We start from the raw sequence: 21,034 nt of genomic DNA, 5'->3' as shown, positions 1-21,034 counted from the left end.
ATGCGATTGTCCGCGGGAAGCCCTGCCCGCCTCGGAGCAAGCTGGGACGGACGGGGCACCAACTTTGCGCTGTTCTCGGCCAATGCAGAAAAGGTCGAGCTTTGCCTGTTCGACGGCCAGGGCCGCCGCGAACTCGAGCGGATCGAACTGCCCGAGCGCAGCGAGGACGTCTGGCACGGCTATCTCAACGACGTCTCGCCAGGGCAGCTCTATGGCTATCGCGTCCACGGCCCCTATGCGCCCGAGCGCGGCCACCGCTTCAACGCCAACAAGCTGCTGCTCGATCCCTACGCCAAGCGGCTCGCCGGCCGGCTGGTGTGGAGCGACGCGCATTTCGGCTATCGAACGGGGAGCGCGCGCGAGGATCTTTCCTTTGACCGCCGCGACAATGCGCGCGGCATGCCGAAGGCGGTCGTGGTCGACGAGACCTTCAACTGGGGCCGCCGCGAGATACGGCCGAACATCGCCTGGGAAGACACCATCATCTACGAGGCCCACGTCAAGGGCCTGACGCAAAAGCGGGGCGACGTCGCGCCGGGCTGGCGCGGCACCTATGGCGGGCTGTGCTCGCCGGCGATGATCGACCATCTCAAGAAGCTCGGCGTCACCACCATCGAATTGCTGCCGATCCACGGGCTGATCGACGACCGCGTGCTGGTCGAGCGGAAGCTTGCCAACTACTGGGGTTACAACACGCTGGCGTTCTTCGCGCCGGAGCCGCGCTATGCGCAGGACAACGCGCTCGACGCGTTCCGCACCACGGTGGCGCGGTTGCACGACGCCGGCATCGAGGTGATGCTCGACGTGGTCTATAACCACACCGCCGAGGGCAATCACCTCGGCCCGACGCTGTGTTTCCGCGGCATCGACAACGCGTCCTACTACTGGCTCAACAAGGAAAACCCGCGCTACTACGACGACTTCACCGGCTGCGGCAGCTCGGTCAACCTCGCCCATCCGCGCGTGCTGCAGATGGTGATGGATTCGCTGCGCTACTGGGTCGAGGTCTGTCACGTCGACGGCTTCCGCTTCGACCTCGCCACCACGCTGGCACGCGGGCCGAACGGCTTCGACCGCAATGCCGCGTTTCTGACCGCGGTGCGCCAGGACCCGGTGCTGGCAACCGTCAAGCTCGTCGCCGAGCCGTGGGACCTCGGCATGGGCGGCTATCAGGTCGGCGCGTTTCCCTCGCAATGGTCGGAATGGAACGACCGCTATCGCAGCGCGATGCGGCGTTACTGGAGCGGCGAAGGCAGCTTGATCGGCGAAGTATCCCGCCGCATGACCGCCTCATCCGACCTGTTCCATCACGACAACCGCGCGACCCGCGCCAGCATCAATCACATCACCGTCCATGATGGTTTCACGCTGGCCGACTTGTTCAGCTACAACGAAAAGCACAACGAGGCCAACGGCGAGGACAATCGCGACGGCTCCAACGACAACCACAGCAACAATTGCGGCCATGAGGGCCCGACCAGCGACGCTGCGATCGTCGCGCTGCGCCGGCAGCTGCGCAAGAACCAGCTCGCCTGCCTGTTCCTCGCGCAGGGAACGCCCTTGCTGCTGGCCGGCGACGAAGTCGGCAATTCGCAGAACGGCAACAACAACGCCTATTGCCAGGACAACGAGACCGGCTGGGTCAATTGGGACAATCTCGGCAAGCAAGGCGACGACCTCACTGATTTCGTCAGCCACATGACCGCGCTGCGCCGGCGCTTCGCCCAGCTCCGCTGCCAGCGCTGGCTGTCCGGGCGGCGTACGGATGGCTCCTATGGCGTGCTGTGGCTGACGCCGGCGGCCGCGGAAATGCAGGAAGCCGACTGGAATTTTCCGGAAGGGCGATTCCTGGCCTATGTGCTGGGGCCGATGGAACAAGGGCAGCCGCCGATCTTTATCGTCCTGAACGCCGCCCCCGAAGAGATCGCTTTCAAATTGCCTGAGATGCCCGAGTACAAGAACTGGCAGCAGGTGCTGAACACAACCGAGGCCGTGCAGAACCCCACCGGGCTAGCTTCGGGCGCCGAGACCAGCGCGCCGCCGCGATCGGTGCTTGCCTTTGCAGGTGCGGCATGAACGGCCGGCAATTCGGCCCGTGTCTGGCAAACTACGGCACGCGATTTCGGCTGTGGGCGCCGGCGGCCAAACGCGTCGAGGTGATGCTGGAGCAACCTCACGCAATGAAGCACGGCGAGGACGGCTGGTTCACGGCCGACCTCGCCGGCGTGAAGGCCGGCGCGCGTTACAAATTCCGCATCGACGGCGAGATCGACGTGCCGGATCCGGCGTCGGCGTTTCAACCCGACGATGTGTTCGGCCCGAGCGAAGTGATCGACCATGAATCCTATCCGTGGCGCGCCGCGAACTGGCGCGGACGTCCGTGGCAGGAGGCGGTCGTCATCGAGGCCCATGTCGGCACGTTCACCAAAGAAGGCAGCTATCGCGCGATGATCGAGAGGCTCGATCATCTCGCAGAGACCGGCATCACCGCGCTGGAATTGATGCCGCTGGCGGATTTTGCCGGCTCCCGCAACTGGGGCTATGACGGCGTACTGTGGTACGCGCCCGACAGCGCCTATGGACGGCCTGAAGATCTCAAGGCGCTGATCGACGCGGCGCATCTGCGCGGGCTGATGGTGATGCTCGACGTGGTCTACAACCATTTCGGCCCCGAAGGGAATTATCTCGGCCGCTATGCGCCTTCGTTCTTCACGGAAGCCCACACGCCCTGGGGCAGCGCGATCGATTATCGCGTGAAGGAAGTCCGTGCCTTCGCAATCGAGAACGCGCTCTCCTGGCTGCGGGACTATCGCTTCGACGGGCTGCGGCTCGATGCCGTCAACTCAATCGTCGAGCCGGGCGGGCTGTCGCTGCTGCACGATCTCAGCGCCACTGCCGGCAAGCTCGCCGCGGAAACCGGCCGGCACATACATCTGGTCCTGGAAAACGGCGACAACCGCGCCAGCATTCTGGATGCCGGCGAGGATCCCCCGCGCGGAAAGTATCGCGCGCAGTGGAACGACGATTATCATCACGCCTGGCGCGTGCTGATGACCGGCGAGAAGCAGGGCTATTATGGCGACTACCAGCGCGCGCCGATCTCGGATATCGCGCGCTCGCTGTCATCCGGCTTCGTCTATCAAGGGGAGCCGTCGGCGTTTCGCGGTGGCAAGCGCGGCGAGCCGAGCGGCCATTTGGCGCCTGTCGCCTTCATCAACTTCCTGCAGAACCACGACCAGGTCGGCAATCGCGCGTTGGGCGACCGGCTCGAAAGCAGTGCGGATGCGCGGGCCATCGATGCGGCGCTCGCCGTGCTGCTGCTGGCGCCGTCCATTCCCATGCTGTTCATGGGCGAGGAATGGGGCTCGAAGGCGCCCTTCCCGTTCTTCTGCGATTTCGGCAGCAAACTCGCCGAGGCCGTCCGCAAGGGCCGCCGCGCCGAATATGCCTGGGCCTATGCGGAATTTGGCGACGAGGTACCGGACGCTCTCGATCCATCGACCCGCGATTCCGCCGTGCTTGACTGGAACGAGCGCGACGCGCCGCCGGCACGGAAGCGGCTGACATTGGTGCGGGACCTGTTGAAAGTCCGCCGGCAAGAGATTGTCCCGCGGCTCGCGGGCGCAGCCTTCGGTGAGGCGCGCGCGGGCGACAATCGGCTGCTGACGGCCAATTGGCGGATGGGCGATGGCGCCACGCTTCGCCTGCTCGCCAACCTATCGGACCAGACTGTCAGCCATGCGCCGGGAGGGCACGCGGGAACCCGGATCTGGGGCAGCGAGTTGGGCGGCAGCGTCCCGCCATGGACGGTGCTCTGGCGCATCGGATAGGAAAAATGCCCCCGGCGATCCCGGTCGCGACCTACCGCCTGCAATTGTCGGCGGATTTCGATTTCGACGCCGCCGCTGCCGTGGCGCCCTACCTGAAGGCGCTCGGCATCACCCATCTCTATGCCTCGCCCTTCATGCGCGCCCGCAAGGGCAGCACGCATGGCTATGACGTCACCGACCACGCCCAGTTCAATCCCGAACTGGGAGGCGAAGCCGGCTTCGAGCGGCTGAGCGCCGTGCTGCGGCAACACGATCTCGGGCTGATCCTGGATTTCGTGCCCAACCATGTCGGCGTGCATTTTGCCGATAATCCATGGTGGCTCGACGTGCTGGAATGGGGACCCGCCTCGCCGCACGCCGCCTCCTTCGACATCGACTGGGAGCAGTTGCCATACCGCGCCCGCGGCGGCGTGCTACTGCCGATCATCGGCTCGTCCTACGGCCACGCATTGGAAAACGGTGAGATCGAGCTGCGCTACGATCCCGCCGAAGGCAGCTTTTCGGCCTGGTATTTCGAGCATCGGCTGCCGATCGCGCCGGAGCGCTACGGCGAAATTCTGCGCATGATCGTCAAGGAGACAGACGCAGAGGAAAGCGCACCCGGCAAGGCAATGCTTGCGCTGGCCTCCCGTTATCAGGGGCCAAGACGCCCCAACCGTAAGGAAGCGCCTGCCTTCAAGGCCGAATTGAAGGGCATCGCTGGAGCCGCCGACATCATCGCGCGTGGGCTCGCGGCCTATCGCGCCGGACCGGATCGCACAGCGCCGACGCTTTCGCTGCACCATCTGCTCGAACGCCAGCACTACAAGCTCGGCCACTGGCGGCTCGCTTCCAGCGACATCAACTACCGGCGCTTCTTCGACATCAATACGCTGGCGGGCTTGCGCGTCGAGGACGCCGGCACCTTCGAGGCGATCCATCGCCTGGTCAAACGGCTGATTGCAGAGGAAAAGCTTCACGGGCTGCGGCTCGACCACATCGACGGCCTGCGCGATCCCGTCCAGTATTTCCAGCGCCTGCGCCGGCTGGTCCGCGACGCGCAGGGTGGACGCGGCGGCCCGTTTTATCTCGTGATCGAGAAAATTCTCGGCGAACACGAAAAGCTGCCGTCGTTCGCCGGCGTTCACGGCACTACCGGCTATGAGTGGATGAACGTCATCACCCATGTGCTGACCGACGGCCGCGGCCTGGAGCCGCTTGACGAGATCTGGCGGCAGGTCAGCAACCAGTCGCCAAAACTAGAACCGATCCTGCGGGAGGCAAAACGCCGCGTGCTGGAAACGCTGCTGACCAGCGAGTTCACCGTGCTGACGCGCCTGCTGGCGCGGATTGCCAGCGGGCATTACTCCACCCGCGATTATTCCGCCGACAGCCTGCGGCAGGCGCTCGAACTCTATGTGCTGCACTTCCCGGTGTACCGCACCTACCTGACGTCCTCAGGCCCATCCGCGCATGATCGCCAGTTGATCTCTGGGACGATCGAACGGGCACGTGCCGACTGGTTTGCCGCCGACGACGGCATTTTCGACTTTCTCCGCGACACCCTGACGATGGACCTGATCAAGCCCGGGCGCACGCGCCACAGCGCGCCGCGCGTGAGACGTTTCGCGTTGAAGGTGCAGCAATTCACCGGCCCCATGATGGCGAAGTCGCTGGAGGACACGACGTTCTACCGCTACCACCGCCTGCTCGCCCTCAATGAGGTCGGCGGCGATCCGGCCGCAAAAGCGCTTTCGGTCGACGAATTCCACGGGATGATGCGGGCCCGCGCGAGCGAATGGCCGCACGGCATGACGGCCACCGCGACGCATGACACCAAGCGCGGCGAGGATGCGCGGGCGCGCATCATGGCGCTGTCGGAAATGCCGGGCGAATGGACCAGCGCCGTGGCCCGGTGGAAGCTGCTCAACGCGCCGCATCTTTCGGTCGATGGCGATTTGCGCGCGCCGTCGGCGACATCCGAATACATGCTGTATCAGGCGCTGCTCGGGGCATGGCAGCCGGACGACGCCTCGTTTCTGGAGCGGATGCAGGAGTATGCGCTGAAGGCCGCGCGCGAGGGCAAGCAGGAAACGAGCTGGCTCAATCCCCACGTAGCCTATGAGGCGGGCGTCAAGAGTTTCATCGAAAAAATTCTCGATCCTTCGCTCTCAGGAGAATTCCTCAACGCGCTGCAAACGCTGGCGCAGCGGCTGTCGCTGCTGGGCGCCTTGAATTCGCTCAGCCAGATCACGCTGAAGGCGATGATGCCAGGCGTACCGGATTTCTATCAGGGTGCGGAGCTTTGGGATTTCTCACTGGTCGATCCCGACAACCGGCGGCCGGTCGACTTTGCCGAACGCGCAGGGCGGCTTGAGGCGCTGGAGAAACCGGATTGGGACCGACTGGTCGAGAAGTGGCCGAGCGGTCATCTGAAGCTCGCCTGGACACGGCACCTGCTCAAGCTTCGGAACGAACTCGCCGATATATTCACGGTCGGCGATTACGAGCCTTTGGAAGTGAGCGGACCGCATCGCGACCATTTCATCGCATTCGCCCGGCGCCGCAGCCGCGAGGCCGCGATCATCGTGGTGACGCGCTGGTTTGCGCCGTTGACCGACGGGGGCAGACATTGGCCCGGTCCGGAGAATTACGACGCCGCGCTTGATGTCGCCGGCTATGCGGTGGAAGGTTTTGCCGACGCCGATGCCACACAATTGCGGCTGTCCGACTTGCTGACGCATCTGCCGGTCGCAGTACTGAGGGCGAGGTTCAACGGCGCGGCCAAATTGGCACGCAAGCGCAGCCGGGCCTAGGCCAACATCAGCTTTTCTTGGTCAGTAGCAGCTTGCCACGGTTCTGGATCGCAGCCTGCGCCACCTCGGCAAAGCGCTGCAACAGCCACGGCAGCACGACTTCCACCTGCACATGATCTTCCGCCACATCGACATGGCCGGCGGCGGCCTGGCCTAGCGCGCGAACGCGAAAAATCATGCGGTTATCTTCCCATCGCTCCTCGTCGACGCTCAGCACCGGTACGCTGGAAGCGGCGCGCGAAAGCCCCGTCTTCAGGCGGCGCATGGCTTCCTCGCGTCCCAAGCTGTGCGGGATCGAAACTACCAATGGTTTGGTCATCGCAAAAATCCTCTCTTGTCCAACCGGATGTAATTGCACGCGGTTCGAAAAGAAGAGGCGCGCCGTTTATCGCGGCGCAATATGGAACTTTGGAGATTCCGGCTTGTTGTTACCGTCTCAGGGCAGAACAAACATAAGGCCCTACCGGGCTGAGGAGAGACTCATGTCAATCGGCACCATCATCCTGATCATTCTCATCATCGCCCTGCTTGGCGGATTCAGCGGCATCGGCGGCGGTCCGTTCTACGGCACCGGATATTACGGCGGCGGTGGGCTGGGCTTGGTGATCGTGATCCTGCTGATCCTATTGCTGCTCGGGAAGCTCTAGGCAAGACGCGCACATTGGTTTTCGATCTTCGTCATGGCCGGGCTTGTCCCGGCCATCCACGTCTTGGTCGCCGCGACAGCCTTAAGACGGATGCCCGGCACAAGCCCGGGCATGACGACTTGCGTAACGGTTGCAGTTGGGCCCTACAGCTTCCCAGCCAGCTTCTTCATCGCCGGCTTGATCGACGCCGCCGCATCGTCGTAGCCATCCCACGCCTTGGTCTTGGCCAGCAACGCCGGCACGGTGCGCACCGTATACTTCTTCGGATCGAGGTCGCCGCGCACCTGCGGCCAGGTCAGCGGCATCGAGACGGTGGCACCCTCGCGCGCACGCGGCGACAGCACGGCGACCGCCGTCGACATCCGGTCGTTGCGCAGGTAGTCGAGGAAGATCTTTCCCTTGCGCAGTTTCTTCGACATGTTGAGCAGATAGCGCTCAGGGTCGTCGTTGGCCATCCACTGGCAGATGCCTTGCGCGAACGCCTTGGCTTCCTTCCACGAGACCTTGTCCCTTGCGCCGTGGAGCAGCGGCGACACCACATGCAGGCCCTTGCCGCCGGTGGTCTTGCAGAAGCTTTCAAGGCCGACGGCGGTCAGTCGCTGACGCAAGTCCTTTGCCGCTTCGATCACTTCCGGGAATTCGACATTCGGCGCGGGATCGAGATCGAACACCAGCCGGCCCGGCGTATCATAGGCATCGGGCGCGCAATTCCAGGGATGCAGCTCCAATCCCCCGATCTGCGCCACTGCCGCCAACCCCTCCACCCGGTCGATCTGCAGATACGGTTTGCGGTCGCCTGAAACCTTGGCCAATTCGAACAGGTTGGACGCGCCCTGCATCGCATGGCGCTGGAAGAATTTTTCGCCATGGATGCTATCAGGCGCGCGGACAATCGAGCATGGTCGGCCCCTGATATGGCCGATCAACCATTCGCCGACCGCCTCGAAATACTGCGCGAGGTCGAGCTTGGTGACGCCCTCGCCGTCGCCGGCATCGGGCCACAGCGACTTGTCGGGCTTCGAGATCACCACGCCCATGACCTCGGCGGCCTTGTTCGACGCAGGCTTGGTGCGCGCCGCCGCGCCCTTGTCCTTGCCCGGTCTGGGCTGTGCGACGTCAGCCTTGGATGGCATTTCCGCCTCCACTTCCTTGGCCGGCTTGTCCTGCCGCAGGCCCTTGAACGCGGCCTGGCGGATATTGCCGTCCGCCGTAAAGCCCGCGAATTCAATCTCGGCGACGAGCTCCGGCTTCAGCCAGTGCACGTCGCGGGTTTTCTTCGGCGCATTCTTGCCGCCGAACGGGCTTTTGTCGGATGCGGCCGCCTTCAGCGCCGGCATGATGCGGCGAACCTTGTCCTGACCGAAACCGGTACCGACCATGCCGACAAAGGCGAGATGGTCGCCGCGGTAGACGCCGGCCATCAGCGAGCGGAATTTGCCGTTGGTGGTCTTCCAGCCACCCAGCACCACCTCGTGACCGGCGCGGCATTTCGCCTTGGTCCAGTTCTCCGATCGGCCGGAGCGATAGGGCGCATCCAGCTTCTTGGAGACGATGCCTTCCAGTTCCAGCTTGCAGGCCGACTGCAGCACGGCATCGCCGCCGCTTTCGAAATGCTCGACATAGCGGATCTGCTTCTCCTTGCCCTTGCGCGCTTCCAACAGCTTCTTCAGCCGCGCCTTGCGTTCACCGAGCGGCAGGCCGCGAAGATCTTCGCCATCGGCGAACATCAGGTCGAATGCATAGAAGATCAGGCTTTCGCTGTCGCCGTCCGACAACGCCGCCTGCAGGCTGGAAAAGTTCGGTGCACCGTTATGGTCGAGCGCGACGATCTCGCCGTCGATCAGCACGTCCGGAAGTGACGTCGCTTCCTTCGCGATCGCCTTGAACTTGTCGGACCAGTCGAGCCCCTTGCGGGTGTAGAGCGCGGCATCGCCGTCCTCGACCCGCAATTGAACCCGGTAGCCGTCGAACTTGATTTCATGGCACCAGCCCGCGCCGCCGGGCGGCCGCTCGACCACCGTGCAGAGTTGCGGCGCCACGAAGTCGGGCATGGCAGCGACTTTCTTCGGTCTTGCGCTTTGCGCCGGCGCCCGCGTTTTCGTTTCCGGGGTAGCCCGCAATGCGGCCGTCTTCCGTAAGCTGCGCGCCTCAGCGGCATCGCCGCGGTTCGAGTGCCAGACCGCATCGGCTTTTGTCTTCTTGGCCAGCATGAACGGCTTTGGCGCCTGGCCCTTGCCTTGCGCGATCTGCGCCATGGTTCGCCCCGAAGCCACGGAGCGATCCTCATCGAGGATGTCGTTGGCTTCGCCTTCCTTGGCGAATTCGTCGCGGTGCTTGATCAGGAGCCAGTTGGTGCGCTTGCCGCCGTAGCGGTCGCCCTTCATCCGCACGAGCACCCAACTGCCGTGCAGCTTGTCGCCATGCAGGGTGAATTTCAGGTCGCCCTTCTTGAAGCCGGGCTCGGGATCATCGGATTCCCAGGTGCCGCGGTCCCACAGCATGACGGTGCCGCCGCCATACTGGTCGTCCGGGATGGTGCCTTCGAAATCGCCGTAGTCGAGCGGATGGTCCTCAACCTCGACCGCCAGCCGCTTGTCATGCGGATCGAGCGACGGCCCCTTGGTAACCGCCCAGGATTTGAAGACGCCGTCGAATTCCAGCCGCAGATCGTAGTGCAGGCGCGTTGCATCGTGCTTCTGGATCACGAAGCGCCGCTGCCGTGCGGGCGCGACCTTGACCTCGCCGGAAGGCTCGGCGGTCTTGCCGAAATCACGCTTCTTCCGGTACGTGCTGAGTCTCTTCAACCCCACGGCAAGCCTCGACGATCGCGACCGCTCGCGCGGCGGCATCCGGAACGAAAACCCATACTAACCGTTGAAGTTCCCAAACCCAACCATGCTGGAGACTGCAATGGCCCCCCGCGCCTACTGGAAAGGCACGCTAAAGCTCTCCCTGGTGTCATGCCCGGTCGTGCTGTATCCGGCCTCGACATCGGTCGAGAAAACCCGCTTCCACATGATTAACAGGGAGACCGGCAACCGGCTGAAGCAGCAGATGATCGACGCCGAGACCGGCGATGTCGTCGAGAGCGACCAGAAGGGCCGCGGCTATGAGCTGAAGAAGGGCCAGTATGTCGAGATCGAAAAGGAGGAACTCGAAGCCGTCCAGATCGAGAGCAATCACACCATTGAGATCGACAGTTTTGTGCCGAGAGACGAGATCGACAAGCGCTATTACAACCATCCCTACTACATCGCCCCCGACGGCAAGGCCGCAATCGACGCCTTCGCCGTGATCCGCGACGCCATGAAGGATGAGGAGCGGGTTGCGCTGGCGCGCATCGTGCTGACCAACCGCGAGCACGTCATGGCGATCGAGCCGCTGGGCAAAGGCCTGCTCGGCACCACGCTGCGATATCCCTACGAACTGCGCGACGAGGACGACTTCTTCGAAGATATCAAGACCCCGAAGATCACCAAGGACATGGTCGAACTCGCGGGCCATATCCTGCATACCAAGGCGGCGCATTTCGATCCCTCCAAGTTCAAGGATGAGTACGAGGACGCGCTGAAGGCACTGGTGCGGCGCAAGGCTGCCGGCAAGCCGATCAAGGTCGCCGAGCCCGAGGAAAAGCCGGACAATGTCATCAATCTGATGGATGCGCTGAAGGCGAGCCTGAAGGGTAAGCCGGCGGCGAAGCGCCGTGCGCATGCGCCGGCGTCGCGGCGGGCGCCGGCACGCCGGACGGCAAAGAAGGCGCACCGGTCCACGGCCAGGCACCGCAAGGCGGGGTGAGGCCGGTCCATCCATCATTGCGAGGAGCGGAGCGACGACGCAATCCAAGTCTCCGCGTGCGGCACCATGGATTGCTTCGCTTCGCTCGCAATGACGATACTACCTCTTCGACTTTTTCGCCTTCTTTTTCGACGCCTTCCGCTTCTTCGACGCCTTCTTCGGCACCTTCCTACCCTTGGCCCTCGCTTCGGAAAGGCCGATCGCAATCGCCTGCTTGCGGCTCTTGACCTTGCGGCCCGAGCGGCCGCTCTTCAACGTGCCGGCCTTGCGCTTTTTCATCGCGCGCTCGACGTCGGCGGATGCTTTCCTCGAATATTTGCGTGCCATGGCTTTTCTCCGTTGCACGAAATCAATTCCCTTCGCCAAACGAGGTTCCGGATCCGCTTGCATTGACCGGCGACGGCAGGCATTTTGGCCGTTGGGGACACCTGAAGCGCCGGCGACAAAGAACGGCGCCGTCCCTGCAACACCGGGGAGGATTTGATGGCATTGACGAAGTCGCACGTCGCAGGACCGACCACGCCGGCGGTGCGGGAGATGACGTTCGGCGATCTCCTGCGCAAGGCGGCCGAGGCAGCGCCCGATCGCCTGGCCCTGATTGCCGGCGTCCCCGATCCGAGCCTGCGCCGTCAATGGACCTACGCGCAGTTTTATCGTGAGGCCCAGCGCACCGCCCGCGCGCTGCTGTCGCGCTTCAAGCCGGGCGAGCGCGTTGCCGTCTGGGCACAGAACATCCCGGAATGGGTGATGCTCGAATTCGGCGCCGGCATGGCGGGCATGATCCTCGTCACGGTGAATCCGGCCTTTCGCGCCCGGGAAGTCGAATATGTGCTGAAGCAGTCGCGCTCGGCCGGCGTCTTCGTCGTCAGCGGCTTTCGCGGCAACCCGATGCTCGAGACGGTGCAGGCAGTGGCGCCGAACTGCCCCGAACTGCGCGAGATCATCTCGTTCGACGACTGGAATGCCTTCATCGCCGCTGGCGACGACGAAAGCATCAAGCTGCCGGCCGTCAGTCCTGACGATCCCGTCATGATCCAATACACGTCGGGCACCACGGGCTTTCCGAAGGGCGCCCTGCTGCGTCATCGCGGACTTCTCAACAACGGCGCCGACACCGCCGACCGGATGGGCGTCGATGCCGGCGACGTCTTCGTCACCACGATGCCGCTGTTTCATACCGGCGGCTGCGTCTGCTGCGTGATCGGCGCGGTATCGAAGGCCTCAACCCAGGTACTGGTCGAAGCCTTCGAGCCTGGACTGGTGCTGGAAATGCTCGGGACCTACCGCGGCAATGCGATGCTCGGCGTTCCCACCATGCTGGTCGCGATGCTGGAACACCCGACATTCGCGGCGACCGACCTCTCGTCGGTCAAGGCGATCTGCTCGGGCGGCTCCACGGTGCCAGCCGCGCTGGTGCGGCTGCTGGAAGAAAAGCTCGGCGCGCCGTTTACGATTGTTTTCGGCCAGACCGAATGCTCCCCGGTCGCGGCGCAAACCCGCACCACCGACAGCGTCGAGGACAAGGCCAACACGATCGGCCTGCCGCTTCCCAATATGGAAAACAAGATCATCGACCCCAACACCGGCGAGACCGTTCCGATCGGCACCGTCGGCGAATTCTGCACCCGCGGCTATCACGTGATGCTCGGTTACTTCGAAATGCCTGAGGCGACCGCTGCCGCGATCGATGCCGACGGCTGGCTGCATACCGGCGATCTCTGCGCGATGGACGCGCGCGGCTATTGCACGGTGGAAGGCCGGCTCAAGGACATGATCATCCGCGGCGGCGAGAACATCTATCCGCGCGAGCTGGAGGAGCTCTTGTTCAAGCATCCCAAGGTCGGCGAAGTCGCCGTCATCGGCGTTCCCCACGAGAAGTGGGGTGAAGAGGTCGCGGCCTTCATCCGCCCGGCACCCGGCGCCGTCATCGACAAGGACGAACTGGTCGACTACATGCGTGCCTCGCTTGCCCCGCACAAGACGCCCAAACACTGGTTCGTCGTGGATGCGTTCCCGCTGACCGGATCGGGCAAGATCCAGAAATTCAAGCTGCGGGAAGCCTGGACCAAAGGCGAGATGGCGGCGATCTAGACTGGAGCACGGTCCTCGCCCCTTCGGCGAGGAGCCGCCCAAAGCACGGCTAAGGCTAAGCCGCGCATGCCGCTCCGCAGTTTCCAGGCCAATCCACAATTGTCCGGATGAGATCCTCGGTTGGTGATTGCTCGCGTCTTCGCGGCGCACCATATCGGCGTTGCGACCGGCTCGGGAAAAGTGTGCCCGCTGCGGACGTAGAAGGAATAGCGCGACGTCGAGCCGCAAATTGTGCTTCCGTCTGGCAAGCGCATTTTTTTTGACAGCTGTGCGCCTTCATGTCACGCTGCCGGAAATGGGGTGAGACAACGTCCGTCCCGACACCTTCCAAGGGCAAAAAAGAAAACGTAGCCACCTCATCGAACGTACCGTCGAACAACCATTGCGGCCGTGTGAGCCGCGGGCCGGTATTGCGTGAAACGAAGGGAGGAGCTGCGATGATTAAATCCACACTGGTATTAGGATTCGCGGGGCTAGCCGCCTTGGCCCTCACGGCGGTGACCACAGATGCGAACGCGCAGGAAAAAGTCCGCTGGAAGATGCAGAGCGCGTTCGGCAGCCAGCTGCCACACCTCGGCACCTCGGCCGTGCGCTTCTCGAAGAATGTCGAGCGGTTGTCGGGCGGCAAATTGGAGATCAAGTTCTACGAGCCCGGCGCGCTGATCCCGCCGCTGGAGTGCTTCGACGCAGTGTCCAAGGGCTCGATCGAATCGTGCTGGACGACGCCGGGCTACCACACCGGCAAGTACCCAGCGCTCGCCTTCTTCACCACCGTGCCGTTCGGCCCGCCCATCGGCGAGTTCCTCGGCTGGAAATGGTTCGGCGGCGGCAACCAGTTGCGCAATGAGATCTACGCCAAGCACGGCCTGTTCGCGATCGACTCCTTCGCCATCGCGCCCGAGACCTCCGGCTGGTTCCGCAACGAAATCAAGTCGGTCGAGGAACTCAAGGGGCTGAAGATGCGGTTCTTCGGCCTTGGCGCACAGGTGATGCAGAAGCTCGGCGTCTCCACCCAACTTCTGGCAGCGGCTGACATCTATCCTGCGCTGGAACGCGGCGTGATCGACGCGACCGAGTTCTCGATGCCGACGATGGACACCAAGTTGGGCTTCCACCAGATCGCCAAGTACAACTATTTCCCAGGCTGGCATCAGCAGACCTCAGTGAGCGAGCTCCTGATGAACAAGGCGGCGTGGGACGCGCTGTCGGATCAGAACAAGGCGATCATCGAGATCGCCCTCGGCGAATCCACCATGCACACTTACGTCGAGAGCGACCACGCCCAGTTCGCGGCGATGGCCGAGATGCGCGACAAGCACAAGGTTCAGGTCAAGCGCTGGAGCGACCAGGACCTGGCCACGCTGGAGAAGGCGTGGCTGGAAGTGCTGGCGGAGGAATCGGCCAAGGACCCGCTGTTCAAGAAGGTCGCCGACCACTACCTGGACTACCGCAAGAAGTTCGCGGTGTGGGGCGTGTCGCAGACGATGAAGGCCACCTACCAGAAGGATTGAGCGGAGGCAGCCCGGTGCAGCGCGCGGCTGCGCCGGCTTCTGCCAGGGAAGTAGCCTCACCGTCCGGTGATGAACGGTTGCGCATGGTGCGCTGCCGCGGGTTGCGCCACAGTAGGACTTTGTCGCGATGAATGCATTGCTGAAGCTGGCCGAGATTATGCGGCGGGCGCTTGAGGTTGTCGCTCTGGCGTCCGGTTGGCTGCTCGTCATCATGGCGTGCGTGACCACGTTCGATGTCGTCGCGCGCAAGTTTGGCTTGCAACTGCCGTACACCAGGCTGCAAGAGCTGGAATGGCACTTCCACGCCGCGATCTTCTCGCTTTGGATGGGCTATTGCTACACGATCAACGCGCATCCGCGGGTCGATACCTTCACCGAGATGATGTCGTATCGCCGCAGGGCATGGATCGAACTCGCCGGCTGCCTCCTGCTGGCGCTGCCCTACATGGCTCTGGTCGCCTACTACAGCCTGGATTTCGTTGCGCAGTCCTATCGGCTCGGCGAGCAGTCCGACAGCACCGTCGGGCTGACCCACCGCTGGATCATCAAGGGCATCTACGCAGCCGGCCTGTGGATGGTGGTGCTCGGCATCCTCAGCGTACTGCTCCGCGTGATCGTCTTCCTGTTTGGCCAAAAGTCGGAGCGGGAAGTCAATCTGCAAATCGGACATGTGATTACCGACGTCTAACCCAACCGGGGGACTTTAACGTGCTCGACTGGCTGGCCGACAATCTCGCTCTGATCATGTTCGTGTCGATGTTTTTCTTCATTTTCGTCGGCTACCCGGTCGCGTTCATTATGGGCGGACTGGCGCTCGCCTTTGCCGTCTTCGGCGCCTGGCTCGGCACCTTCAACCTGATCGGCCTGTCCGATATCGTGCTGCGCATGTGGGGCGGGGTCGCCAACGATCCGGTGCTGGCGTCGATCCCCATGTTCATCTTCATGGGCGCGATCCTGGAGCGATCGGGCTCCGCCAAGGACATGCTGGACGCGACCGAGGTCCTGCTCAAGCGGTGCCCGGGCGCGCTGGCGGTCTCCGTGATGGTGATGGGCACGATCCTGGCGGCGCCGATCGGCGTGGTCGGCGCCGCTGTCATCACGCTGTCGGTGATCGCGCTGCCGCAGATGCTGGCCGCGGGCTACGACAAGCGGCTTGCCATCGGCACCATCGCCTCGGCCGGAACGCTCGGCATCCTGATTCCGCCAGCCATCATGCTGGTGGTGATGGCGGAGATGCTGGCGACTTCGGCAGGCAATTTGTTTCTCGCCGCTATCATGCCGGGCTTCCTGCTCTCCGGCCTCTACCTCGTCTATATCGTGCTCGTCGCCATCTTCAAGCCGGGCGCCGCGCCCAAGCTGCCGCCCGGCTACGGGCCGCAGACCCGCAGTGCGTTCTGGTACGCGCTATGGCGGGGCCTGTTCCCGATGACGGCGCTGCTGGTGATCGTGCTCGGCTCGATCTTCGCCGGCTGGGCCACGCCCACGGAGAGCGGTGCTGTCGGCGTACTCGGCTCCATGTTCATCGCCGCGCTGAACAGGCGCATGACGTTCAAGATGATGAACGAGGCGATCTATTCCTCCTGCCGCGCCAACGGGCTCGTGTTCCTGATCTTCCTCGGCGCGACCGGCTTCTCCTACGTGTTCCGCGTGCTCGGGGGCGACGACCTGATGATCTCGACACTCACCCATTTCGGCATCGACACCAAGTGGGAAATGCTCGCCTTCGTCATGGTTCTGATCTTCCTGCTCGGCTTCCCGTTCGAGTGGATCGAGATCTGCCTGATCGTCCTGCCGGTGTTCGGGCCGATCCTGTTGAGGTACGACTTCTCTGACCACATCGGCAGCAACGCTGCCCTGATGACCTGGTTCGGCACGCTGGTTGCGGTCAATCTGCAGACCGCGTTCATGACGCCGCCGTTCGGGGCGACGCTGTTCTACATGAAGGGCACGGCGCCGCCGGGCGTCACCATGAACGACGTGTTCACGGCCATGTATCCATTCGTTGCGCTGCAGGTCCTCGGCTTGATGTTGTGCATTTATTTTCCGAGCATCAGTCTGTGGCTGCCGAGACTGGCCGGCTTTCTCGAATAGCCACCAGTTCGTTGGGGAACGGAAGTTCGGCTTCGGGAAGGGCCCGCTTCACCACGCGCGAACTCGTCGCCCCGGCCCAGACTAAATTAGAGCTATCGGTTGAATCAGAACCGAAACTCTAGATTCTTGTTCTTACGCGTATTCTTCACACGAACCGGTATCCACTTCGCTCGAAGACGCTCTTAGCAGCGTCACGGCCCCGTTGCTGCTTCCTTGCCCTGACTAATCCGGCGCGCGCAGCCGGTAGCCAATCCCGGTCTCGGTCAGGACGAATTGCGGGCGCTCCGGATCGGCTTCGATCTTCTGGCGGAGCTGGCGGACATAGACGCGGAGATATTGCGCGTCGGTCAATTCATCCCACAGCTCTTTCAGCAGGAAACGATGGGTCAGGACCTTGCCGGCGTGCTGCACCAGCACGCGCAGTAATTCATACTCCTTCGGCGACAGTTTGACTTCGCGCTCGCCGACCTTGACGATGCGGCGCACCAGATCGACCGAGAGATCGCCGGCGCGAAATACCGGCCGCTCGCCCTGCACCTGCAACTGGTGGCGCAGCGCCGCGCGCATCCGCGCAAGCAACTCATCCATTCCAAACGGCTTGGTCAGGTAATCGTCGGCGCCGAGGTCGAGCGCCTGCACCTTGCCGGCCTCGTCGCCGCGGCTCGACAGCACCACGATCGGCACGCTCTCATTGCGGGCGCGGATCATGCGCAGCAGATCATGACCCTGGATGTCGGGCAAACCGAGATCAAGGATGATCAGCGCCGGCCCCTCGGCCAGCTTCTCCAGCGCCATCTTGCCGTTGGAGGCTTCGAGGATGTCATAGCCCTGCGTGCTCAACCCCATCCGCAACAGCTTGCGGATCGGAGGCTCGTCGTCGATGACCAGAACCTTGATCGGAGCTGCATTCATGCGGCGGTATCCAGCGCATTGCTTGCGGCCAGTACCGGCAGCCTGATGGTTATGACCGCGCCGCTGCGATCGGTACGGTTGGCGGCCGAGATCGTGCCGTGCATCGCCTCGACGAAACCGCGGGAAATCGCCAGCCCCAGACCGGTGCCGGGGCGGACGTGATCGCCCTTTTGCGCGCGATAGAACTTGTCGAACACGCTTTCCAGTTCTTCGGGCGGAATGCCGCCGCCCTCGTCCAGGACCTGCAGGAAGACCTGGCCCTGATCCCGCGCTCCCCTGATCGATATCGTGGTATCGGCAGGCGCATATTTGGCGGCGTTGTCCAAGAGGTTGAACAGCACCTGCTCGAACAGCACGGCATCGAGCTCCAGCATCGGCAGATTGGCGGCAAGCTCCAGCGACACCTTATGGTGCCCGAGGATCTTGCCGGCGCGCCGCAGCGCGCTGCCGACGATCTCGCTGACGTCGTGCCGCGCGGTGTTCGGCACGATGGCGCCGGATTCCAGCTTCGTCATATCCAGCAGATTGGCAATGAAGCGGTTGAGCCGCTCGGATTCGTCGATCACGGTCGCCAGCAGGTCCCGCTTTTCCGATTCGCTCAATCCGCTGGCGAGATCGCGCATCGTAGAGGCGGCGCCGAGCACCGACGCCAGCGGCGTCTTGAGATCGTGCGAGATCGAGGTCAACAGCGCCGAGCGCAGCCGGTCCGACTCCACGGTGCGCTTGACGCGATCCATGTCCTCCACCAGTTGCACCCGTTCGATCGCCAGCGCGCCTTGATCCACCAGGGCATCGAGCAGGCGGCGCTGATCCGGAGTCAGCAGCGGTCCGGTCTTGTCGTCGTCAATGCCGATGACGCCGATCGGCCCGCGTCCGGTCCGCATCGGCAGGAACAGGCGCTTGGCGCCCGGCAGCGTATCCGCACCGCGCCCGGCCGGCCGGTCGTTGCCCCACGCCCAGTTCGCGGCGGCGAGATCGGCCTGATCGAGCTGATCCTCCGGCGGATAGCCTGCCTTGACGGTAATGACGCCGTCCTCCGGCAACAGCAGAACCACCCGCACCTTCAGCATCAACGCCGCCTGATAGGCCGTCGCCCACAACACATCGTCCAGCGTCGCCGTACCCGCAAGCTTGCGGCTGAAAGCGTACAGCGATTCGGTGGTACGAACCCGGCCGATCGCCGTATCAGCCTGTACGCGTACCCGCGCCGCGACATTGGAGACAAGCAACGCAATCAGCATGAAGAAAAAGAACGCCGCGACGTTGGTCGGGTCGGCGATGGTGAAGGTGTAGACCGGCGGCATAAAGAAAAAATTATAGCACAGTGACGCCGCGACGCTCGCCAGCAGCGAGGGAAACAGCCCGTAGCGAACGGCCACACTCACGACGGCGGTGAGGAACACCAGATCGACATTCTCGATGCCGCCGAATATGGGCTGGACCAGTGCGGCGGCGCCGAGGCCGATCGCGACGAACAGCAACGCCATCAGATAGGGCCGCGGGTTGAACGGCTCCTGCTGCACTGCGGTCTGCACCGCCGTCTTGGCAACCCCCTGCTCGTCGCCGGCGATGACGTGCACGCTGATATTGCCGGCGCGCCGCACCAGATCGTGCACGACGGAGCCACGCGTCAGTTCGAACCACCATGAACGCGTCGACTTGCCGATGATGATCTGGGTGACATTGTTGGCATGCGCGAAATGGATGACGTCGTCGGCGATGCGGCGGCCGACGCCGGGGATGGTCAGCGCTTCGCCGCCGAGCGCTTCGGCGAGCCGCATGGTGTCGGCCAGCCGGTCGCGCTGCTCGTCGGTCAGTTGCAGGCTGCGCCGCGTCTCGATGCTGATCGCTGTCCACTGCGCGTGCAGCCGGTCCGCCAGCCGTTTGGTGTAACGCACCAGCCCGGCGGCGCGCGGGTCTTCGCTGACGCAGACCAGGATGCGCTCACCGGCGGCCCAGGGACCTGCGATGGCGTGGGCCTGCATATGGGTGAGTAACTGTTCGTCGACGCGCTCGGCGGTACGCCGCAGCGCCAGCTCGCGTAGCGCGGTCAGATTGCCCGGCGAGAAATAATGCTCCAGCGCGCGCTCGGCCTGTTTGGGGACATAGACCTTGCCCTCCTTCAGCCGCTGGATCAGGTCGTCAGGCGTGAGGTCGATCAGCTCGATGGCGTCGGCGCGATCGAACACAGAATCCGGCACGGTTTCGCGCACCCGCACATGGGTGATCTGCGCGACCACATCGTTGAGGCTTTCGATATGCTGGATGTTGACCGCGGTGTAGACGTCGATGCCGTGGGACAGCAGTTCCTCGACGTCGAGATAGCGTTTGGGATGACGGCTGCCCGGGGCGTTGGTATGGGCGAGTTCGTCGACCAGGGCGATCTGCGGCCGGCGCGCGATCAGCGCGTCGAGGTCCATCTCCTCGAGCGCCTGGTCCTTGTAGGCGATCCGCTTGCGCGGCAGCACCTCGAGGTCCTGCAGCAGGGCCTCGGTCTCCGCCCTGCCGTGGGTCTCGACGACACCCACGACAACATCGGCGCCGGCCTTCCTCTTGGCGTGCGCGCTCTGCAGCATCTCATAGGTCTTGCCGACGCCGGGGGCGGCGCCGACAAAGATCTTCAGCCGGCCGGCCTTGTCGCTCTCCCGCCGGGCGGCCTCCAGTAGCGCATCCGGCGAAGGCCGTTGTTCAGGGTCACGATTTGCCATGAGGCATTATAGTTACCGCTTTGGGTTGAGCCTAGTCACCGTCACTTGGATGCCGCGTCCAGCGCCAGGTTGAGCGCCAGGACGTTGACGCGCGGCTCGCCGAGCAGGCCGGCAAATCGCCCCTGGGTGTTCTCGGCGACGAGCTGGCGCACGCGATCCTCCGGCATGTTACGGGCCTTGGCCACGCGCGGCACCTGGAACAGCGCGCCCTCAGGCGAAATATCGGGATCGAGGCCGCTGGAAGAGGTCGTGACGAGGTCGACGGGTACCGCGGCGGAGGGGTTTTCAGCCTTCAGCTTCTCGACGTCCTCCTTGACCCGGTCGTTCAGCGCCTTGCTGGTCGGACCGAGATTGGAGCCGCCGGAATTGGCCGCGTTGTAGGGTGCCGAAACGGTCTTGGTGGAATCGGCAGGGTCCGGCGCCAGAGTGGCCGAGGGCCGACCATGGAAGTATTTGTCATCCTTGAACTCCTGCCCGATCAGGGCGGAGCCGATCACCTTGCCGTCCTTCTCGATCAGGCTGCCTTGCGCCTGTTTCGGAAAGATCACACCGGCGATCGCGGTCATCGCGAGCGGATAGGCGAGCCCCGTGATCAGCGTCAGCAGGACCAGGATGAGGATGGCGGGACGGATTTCGCGAAGCATGGTTGCCTCC

General features: G+C 63.7%; 15 protein-coding genes. 9 read left to right on the top strand and 6 right to left on the bottom strand.

Annotation, left to right across the window (positions count from 1 at the left end; translation table 11 throughout):
* From glgX to treY, 3 genes are read left to right on the top strand one after another with little or no spacing between them, the layout of a single operon-like run.
* Complete coding sequence (gene glgX, locus JQ624_RS20535; RefSeq protein ID WP_212420727.1) at positions 1-2,076, top strand: glycogen debranching protein GlgX; 2,076 nt, start codon at positions 1-3, stop codon at positions 2,074-2,076.
* Entirely contained in the window at positions 2,073-3,830 is a 1,758-nt protein-coding gene (treZ, locus tag JQ624_RS20530) for a malto-oligosyltrehalose trehalohydrolase (RefSeq protein WP_212420726.1), read from the top strand. Before glgX ends, treZ begins: the two co-directional genes overlap by 4 nt.
* 5 nt (positions 3,831-3,835) lie before the next feature.
* A complete protein-coding gene (treY, locus tag JQ624_RS20525; protein WP_212420725.1) occupies positions 3,836-6,625 on the top strand; it encodes a malto-oligosyltrehalose synthase in 2,790 nt (929 codons plus the stop codon).
* 7 nt (positions 6,626-6,632) lie between these two features.
* On the opposite strand, the gene JQ624_RS20520 is transcribed toward treY, so the two are convergent.
* Entirely contained in the window at positions 6,633-6,944 is a 312-nt protein-coding gene (locus JQ624_RS20520) for a polyhydroxyalkanoic acid system family protein (RefSeq protein ID WP_212420724.1), read from the bottom strand.
* Positions 6,945-7,107: 163 nt separating this feature from the next.
* Between JQ624_RS20520 and JQ624_RS20515 the strand changes: the two genes are divergently transcribed.
* Positions 7,108-7,272: a DUF3309 family protein gene (locus JQ624_RS20515; RefSeq protein ID WP_065752791.1), complete on the top strand. Its 165-nt coding sequence runs from the start codon at positions 7,108-7,110 to the stop codon at positions 7,270-7,272.
* 143 nt (positions 7,273-7,415) lie between these two features.
* Here JQ624_RS20515 and ligD read toward each other — a convergent pair whose 3' ends face one another.
* A complete protein-coding gene (gene ligD, locus JQ624_RS20510) occupies positions 7,416-10,082 on the bottom strand; it encodes a DNA ligase D (protein ID WP_409334352.1) in 2,667 nt (888 codons plus the stop codon).
* A gap of 100 nt (positions 10,083-10,182) precedes the next feature.
* Between ligD and JQ624_RS20505 the strand changes: the two genes are divergently transcribed.
* Positions 10,183-11,067 carry a Ku protein gene (locus JQ624_RS20505; protein WP_212420722.1) on the top strand — a complete coding sequence of 295 codons (885 nt, stop codon included), beginning with the start codon at positions 10,183-10,185 and terminating at the stop codon, positions 11,065-11,067.
* A gap of 99 nt (positions 11,068-11,166) precedes the next feature.
* Here the strand turns inward: JQ624_RS20505 and JQ624_RS20500 are convergent, their stop codons facing one another.
* Positions 11,167-11,394 carry a DUF6496 domain-containing protein gene (locus JQ624_RS20500; RefSeq protein ID WP_212420721.1) on the bottom strand — a complete coding sequence of 76 codons (228 nt, stop codon included), beginning with the start codon at positions 11,392-11,394 and terminating at the stop codon, positions 11,167-11,169.
* A 156-nt stretch (positions 11,395-11,550) separates the two neighbouring features.
* Between JQ624_RS20500 and JQ624_RS20495 the strand changes: the two genes are divergently transcribed.
* From JQ624_RS20495 to JQ624_RS20480, 4 genes are all read left to right on the top strand, one after another.
* Entirely contained in the window at positions 11,551-13,158 is a 1,608-nt protein-coding gene (locus JQ624_RS20495; RefSeq protein WP_212420720.1) for an AMP-binding protein, read from the top strand.
* 437 nt (positions 13,159-13,595) lie between these two features.
* Positions 13,596-14,669 carry a TRAP transporter substrate-binding protein gene (locus JQ624_RS20490; protein WP_212420719.1) on the top strand — a complete coding sequence of 358 codons (1,074 nt, stop codon included), beginning with the start codon at positions 13,596-13,598 and terminating at the stop codon, positions 14,667-14,669.
* A gap of 127 nt (positions 14,670-14,796) precedes the next feature.
* Positions 14,797-15,357, top strand: coding sequence for a TRAP transporter small permease subunit (locus JQ624_RS20485; protein WP_212420718.1), 561 nt, complete (start codon positions 14,797-14,799; stop codon positions 15,355-15,357).
* A gap of 20 nt (positions 15,358-15,377) precedes the next feature.
* Positions 15,378-16,760 (top strand): TRAP transporter large permease subunit, encoded by a 1,383-nt coding sequence (locus JQ624_RS20480; RefSeq protein WP_212420717.1) that lies wholly within the window; start codon positions 15,378-15,380, stop codon positions 16,758-16,760.
* A 222-nt stretch (positions 16,761-16,982) separates the two neighbouring features.
* On the opposite strand, the gene JQ624_RS20475 is transcribed toward JQ624_RS20480, so the two are convergent.
* Genes JQ624_RS20475 through JQ624_RS20465 form a run of 3 tightly spaced genes read right to left on the bottom strand, consistent with a single transcriptional unit; the run spans position 16,983 to position 21,024 of the window.
* Complete coding sequence (locus JQ624_RS20475; RefSeq protein WP_212420716.1) at positions 16,983-17,672, bottom strand: response regulator; 690 nt, start codon at positions 17,670-17,672, stop codon at positions 16,983-16,985.
* The gene (locus tag JQ624_RS20470; protein WP_212420715.1) at positions 17,669-20,380 is read right to left on the bottom strand and encodes a sensor histidine kinase KdpD; all 2,712 of its coding nucleotides are present in this window, start codon (positions 20,378-20,380) and stop codon (positions 17,669-17,671) included. Before JQ624_RS20470 ends, JQ624_RS20475 begins: the two co-directional genes overlap by 4 nt.
* A gap of 41 nt (positions 20,381-20,421) precedes the next feature.
* A complete protein-coding gene (locus tag JQ624_RS20465; protein ID WP_212420714.1) occupies positions 20,422-21,024 on the bottom strand; it encodes a K(+)-transporting ATPase subunit C in 603 nt (200 codons plus the stop codon).
* Positions 21,025-21,034: the final 10 nt, after the last annotated feature.

Source organism: Bradyrhizobium sp. AUGA SZCCT0283, from assembly GCF_018130385.1.
Lineage (GTDB): Bacteria > Pseudomonadota > Alphaproteobacteria > Rhizobiales > Xanthobacteraceae > Bradyrhizobium.
This window is presented reverse-complemented; position numbering and strand designations above follow the sequence as displayed.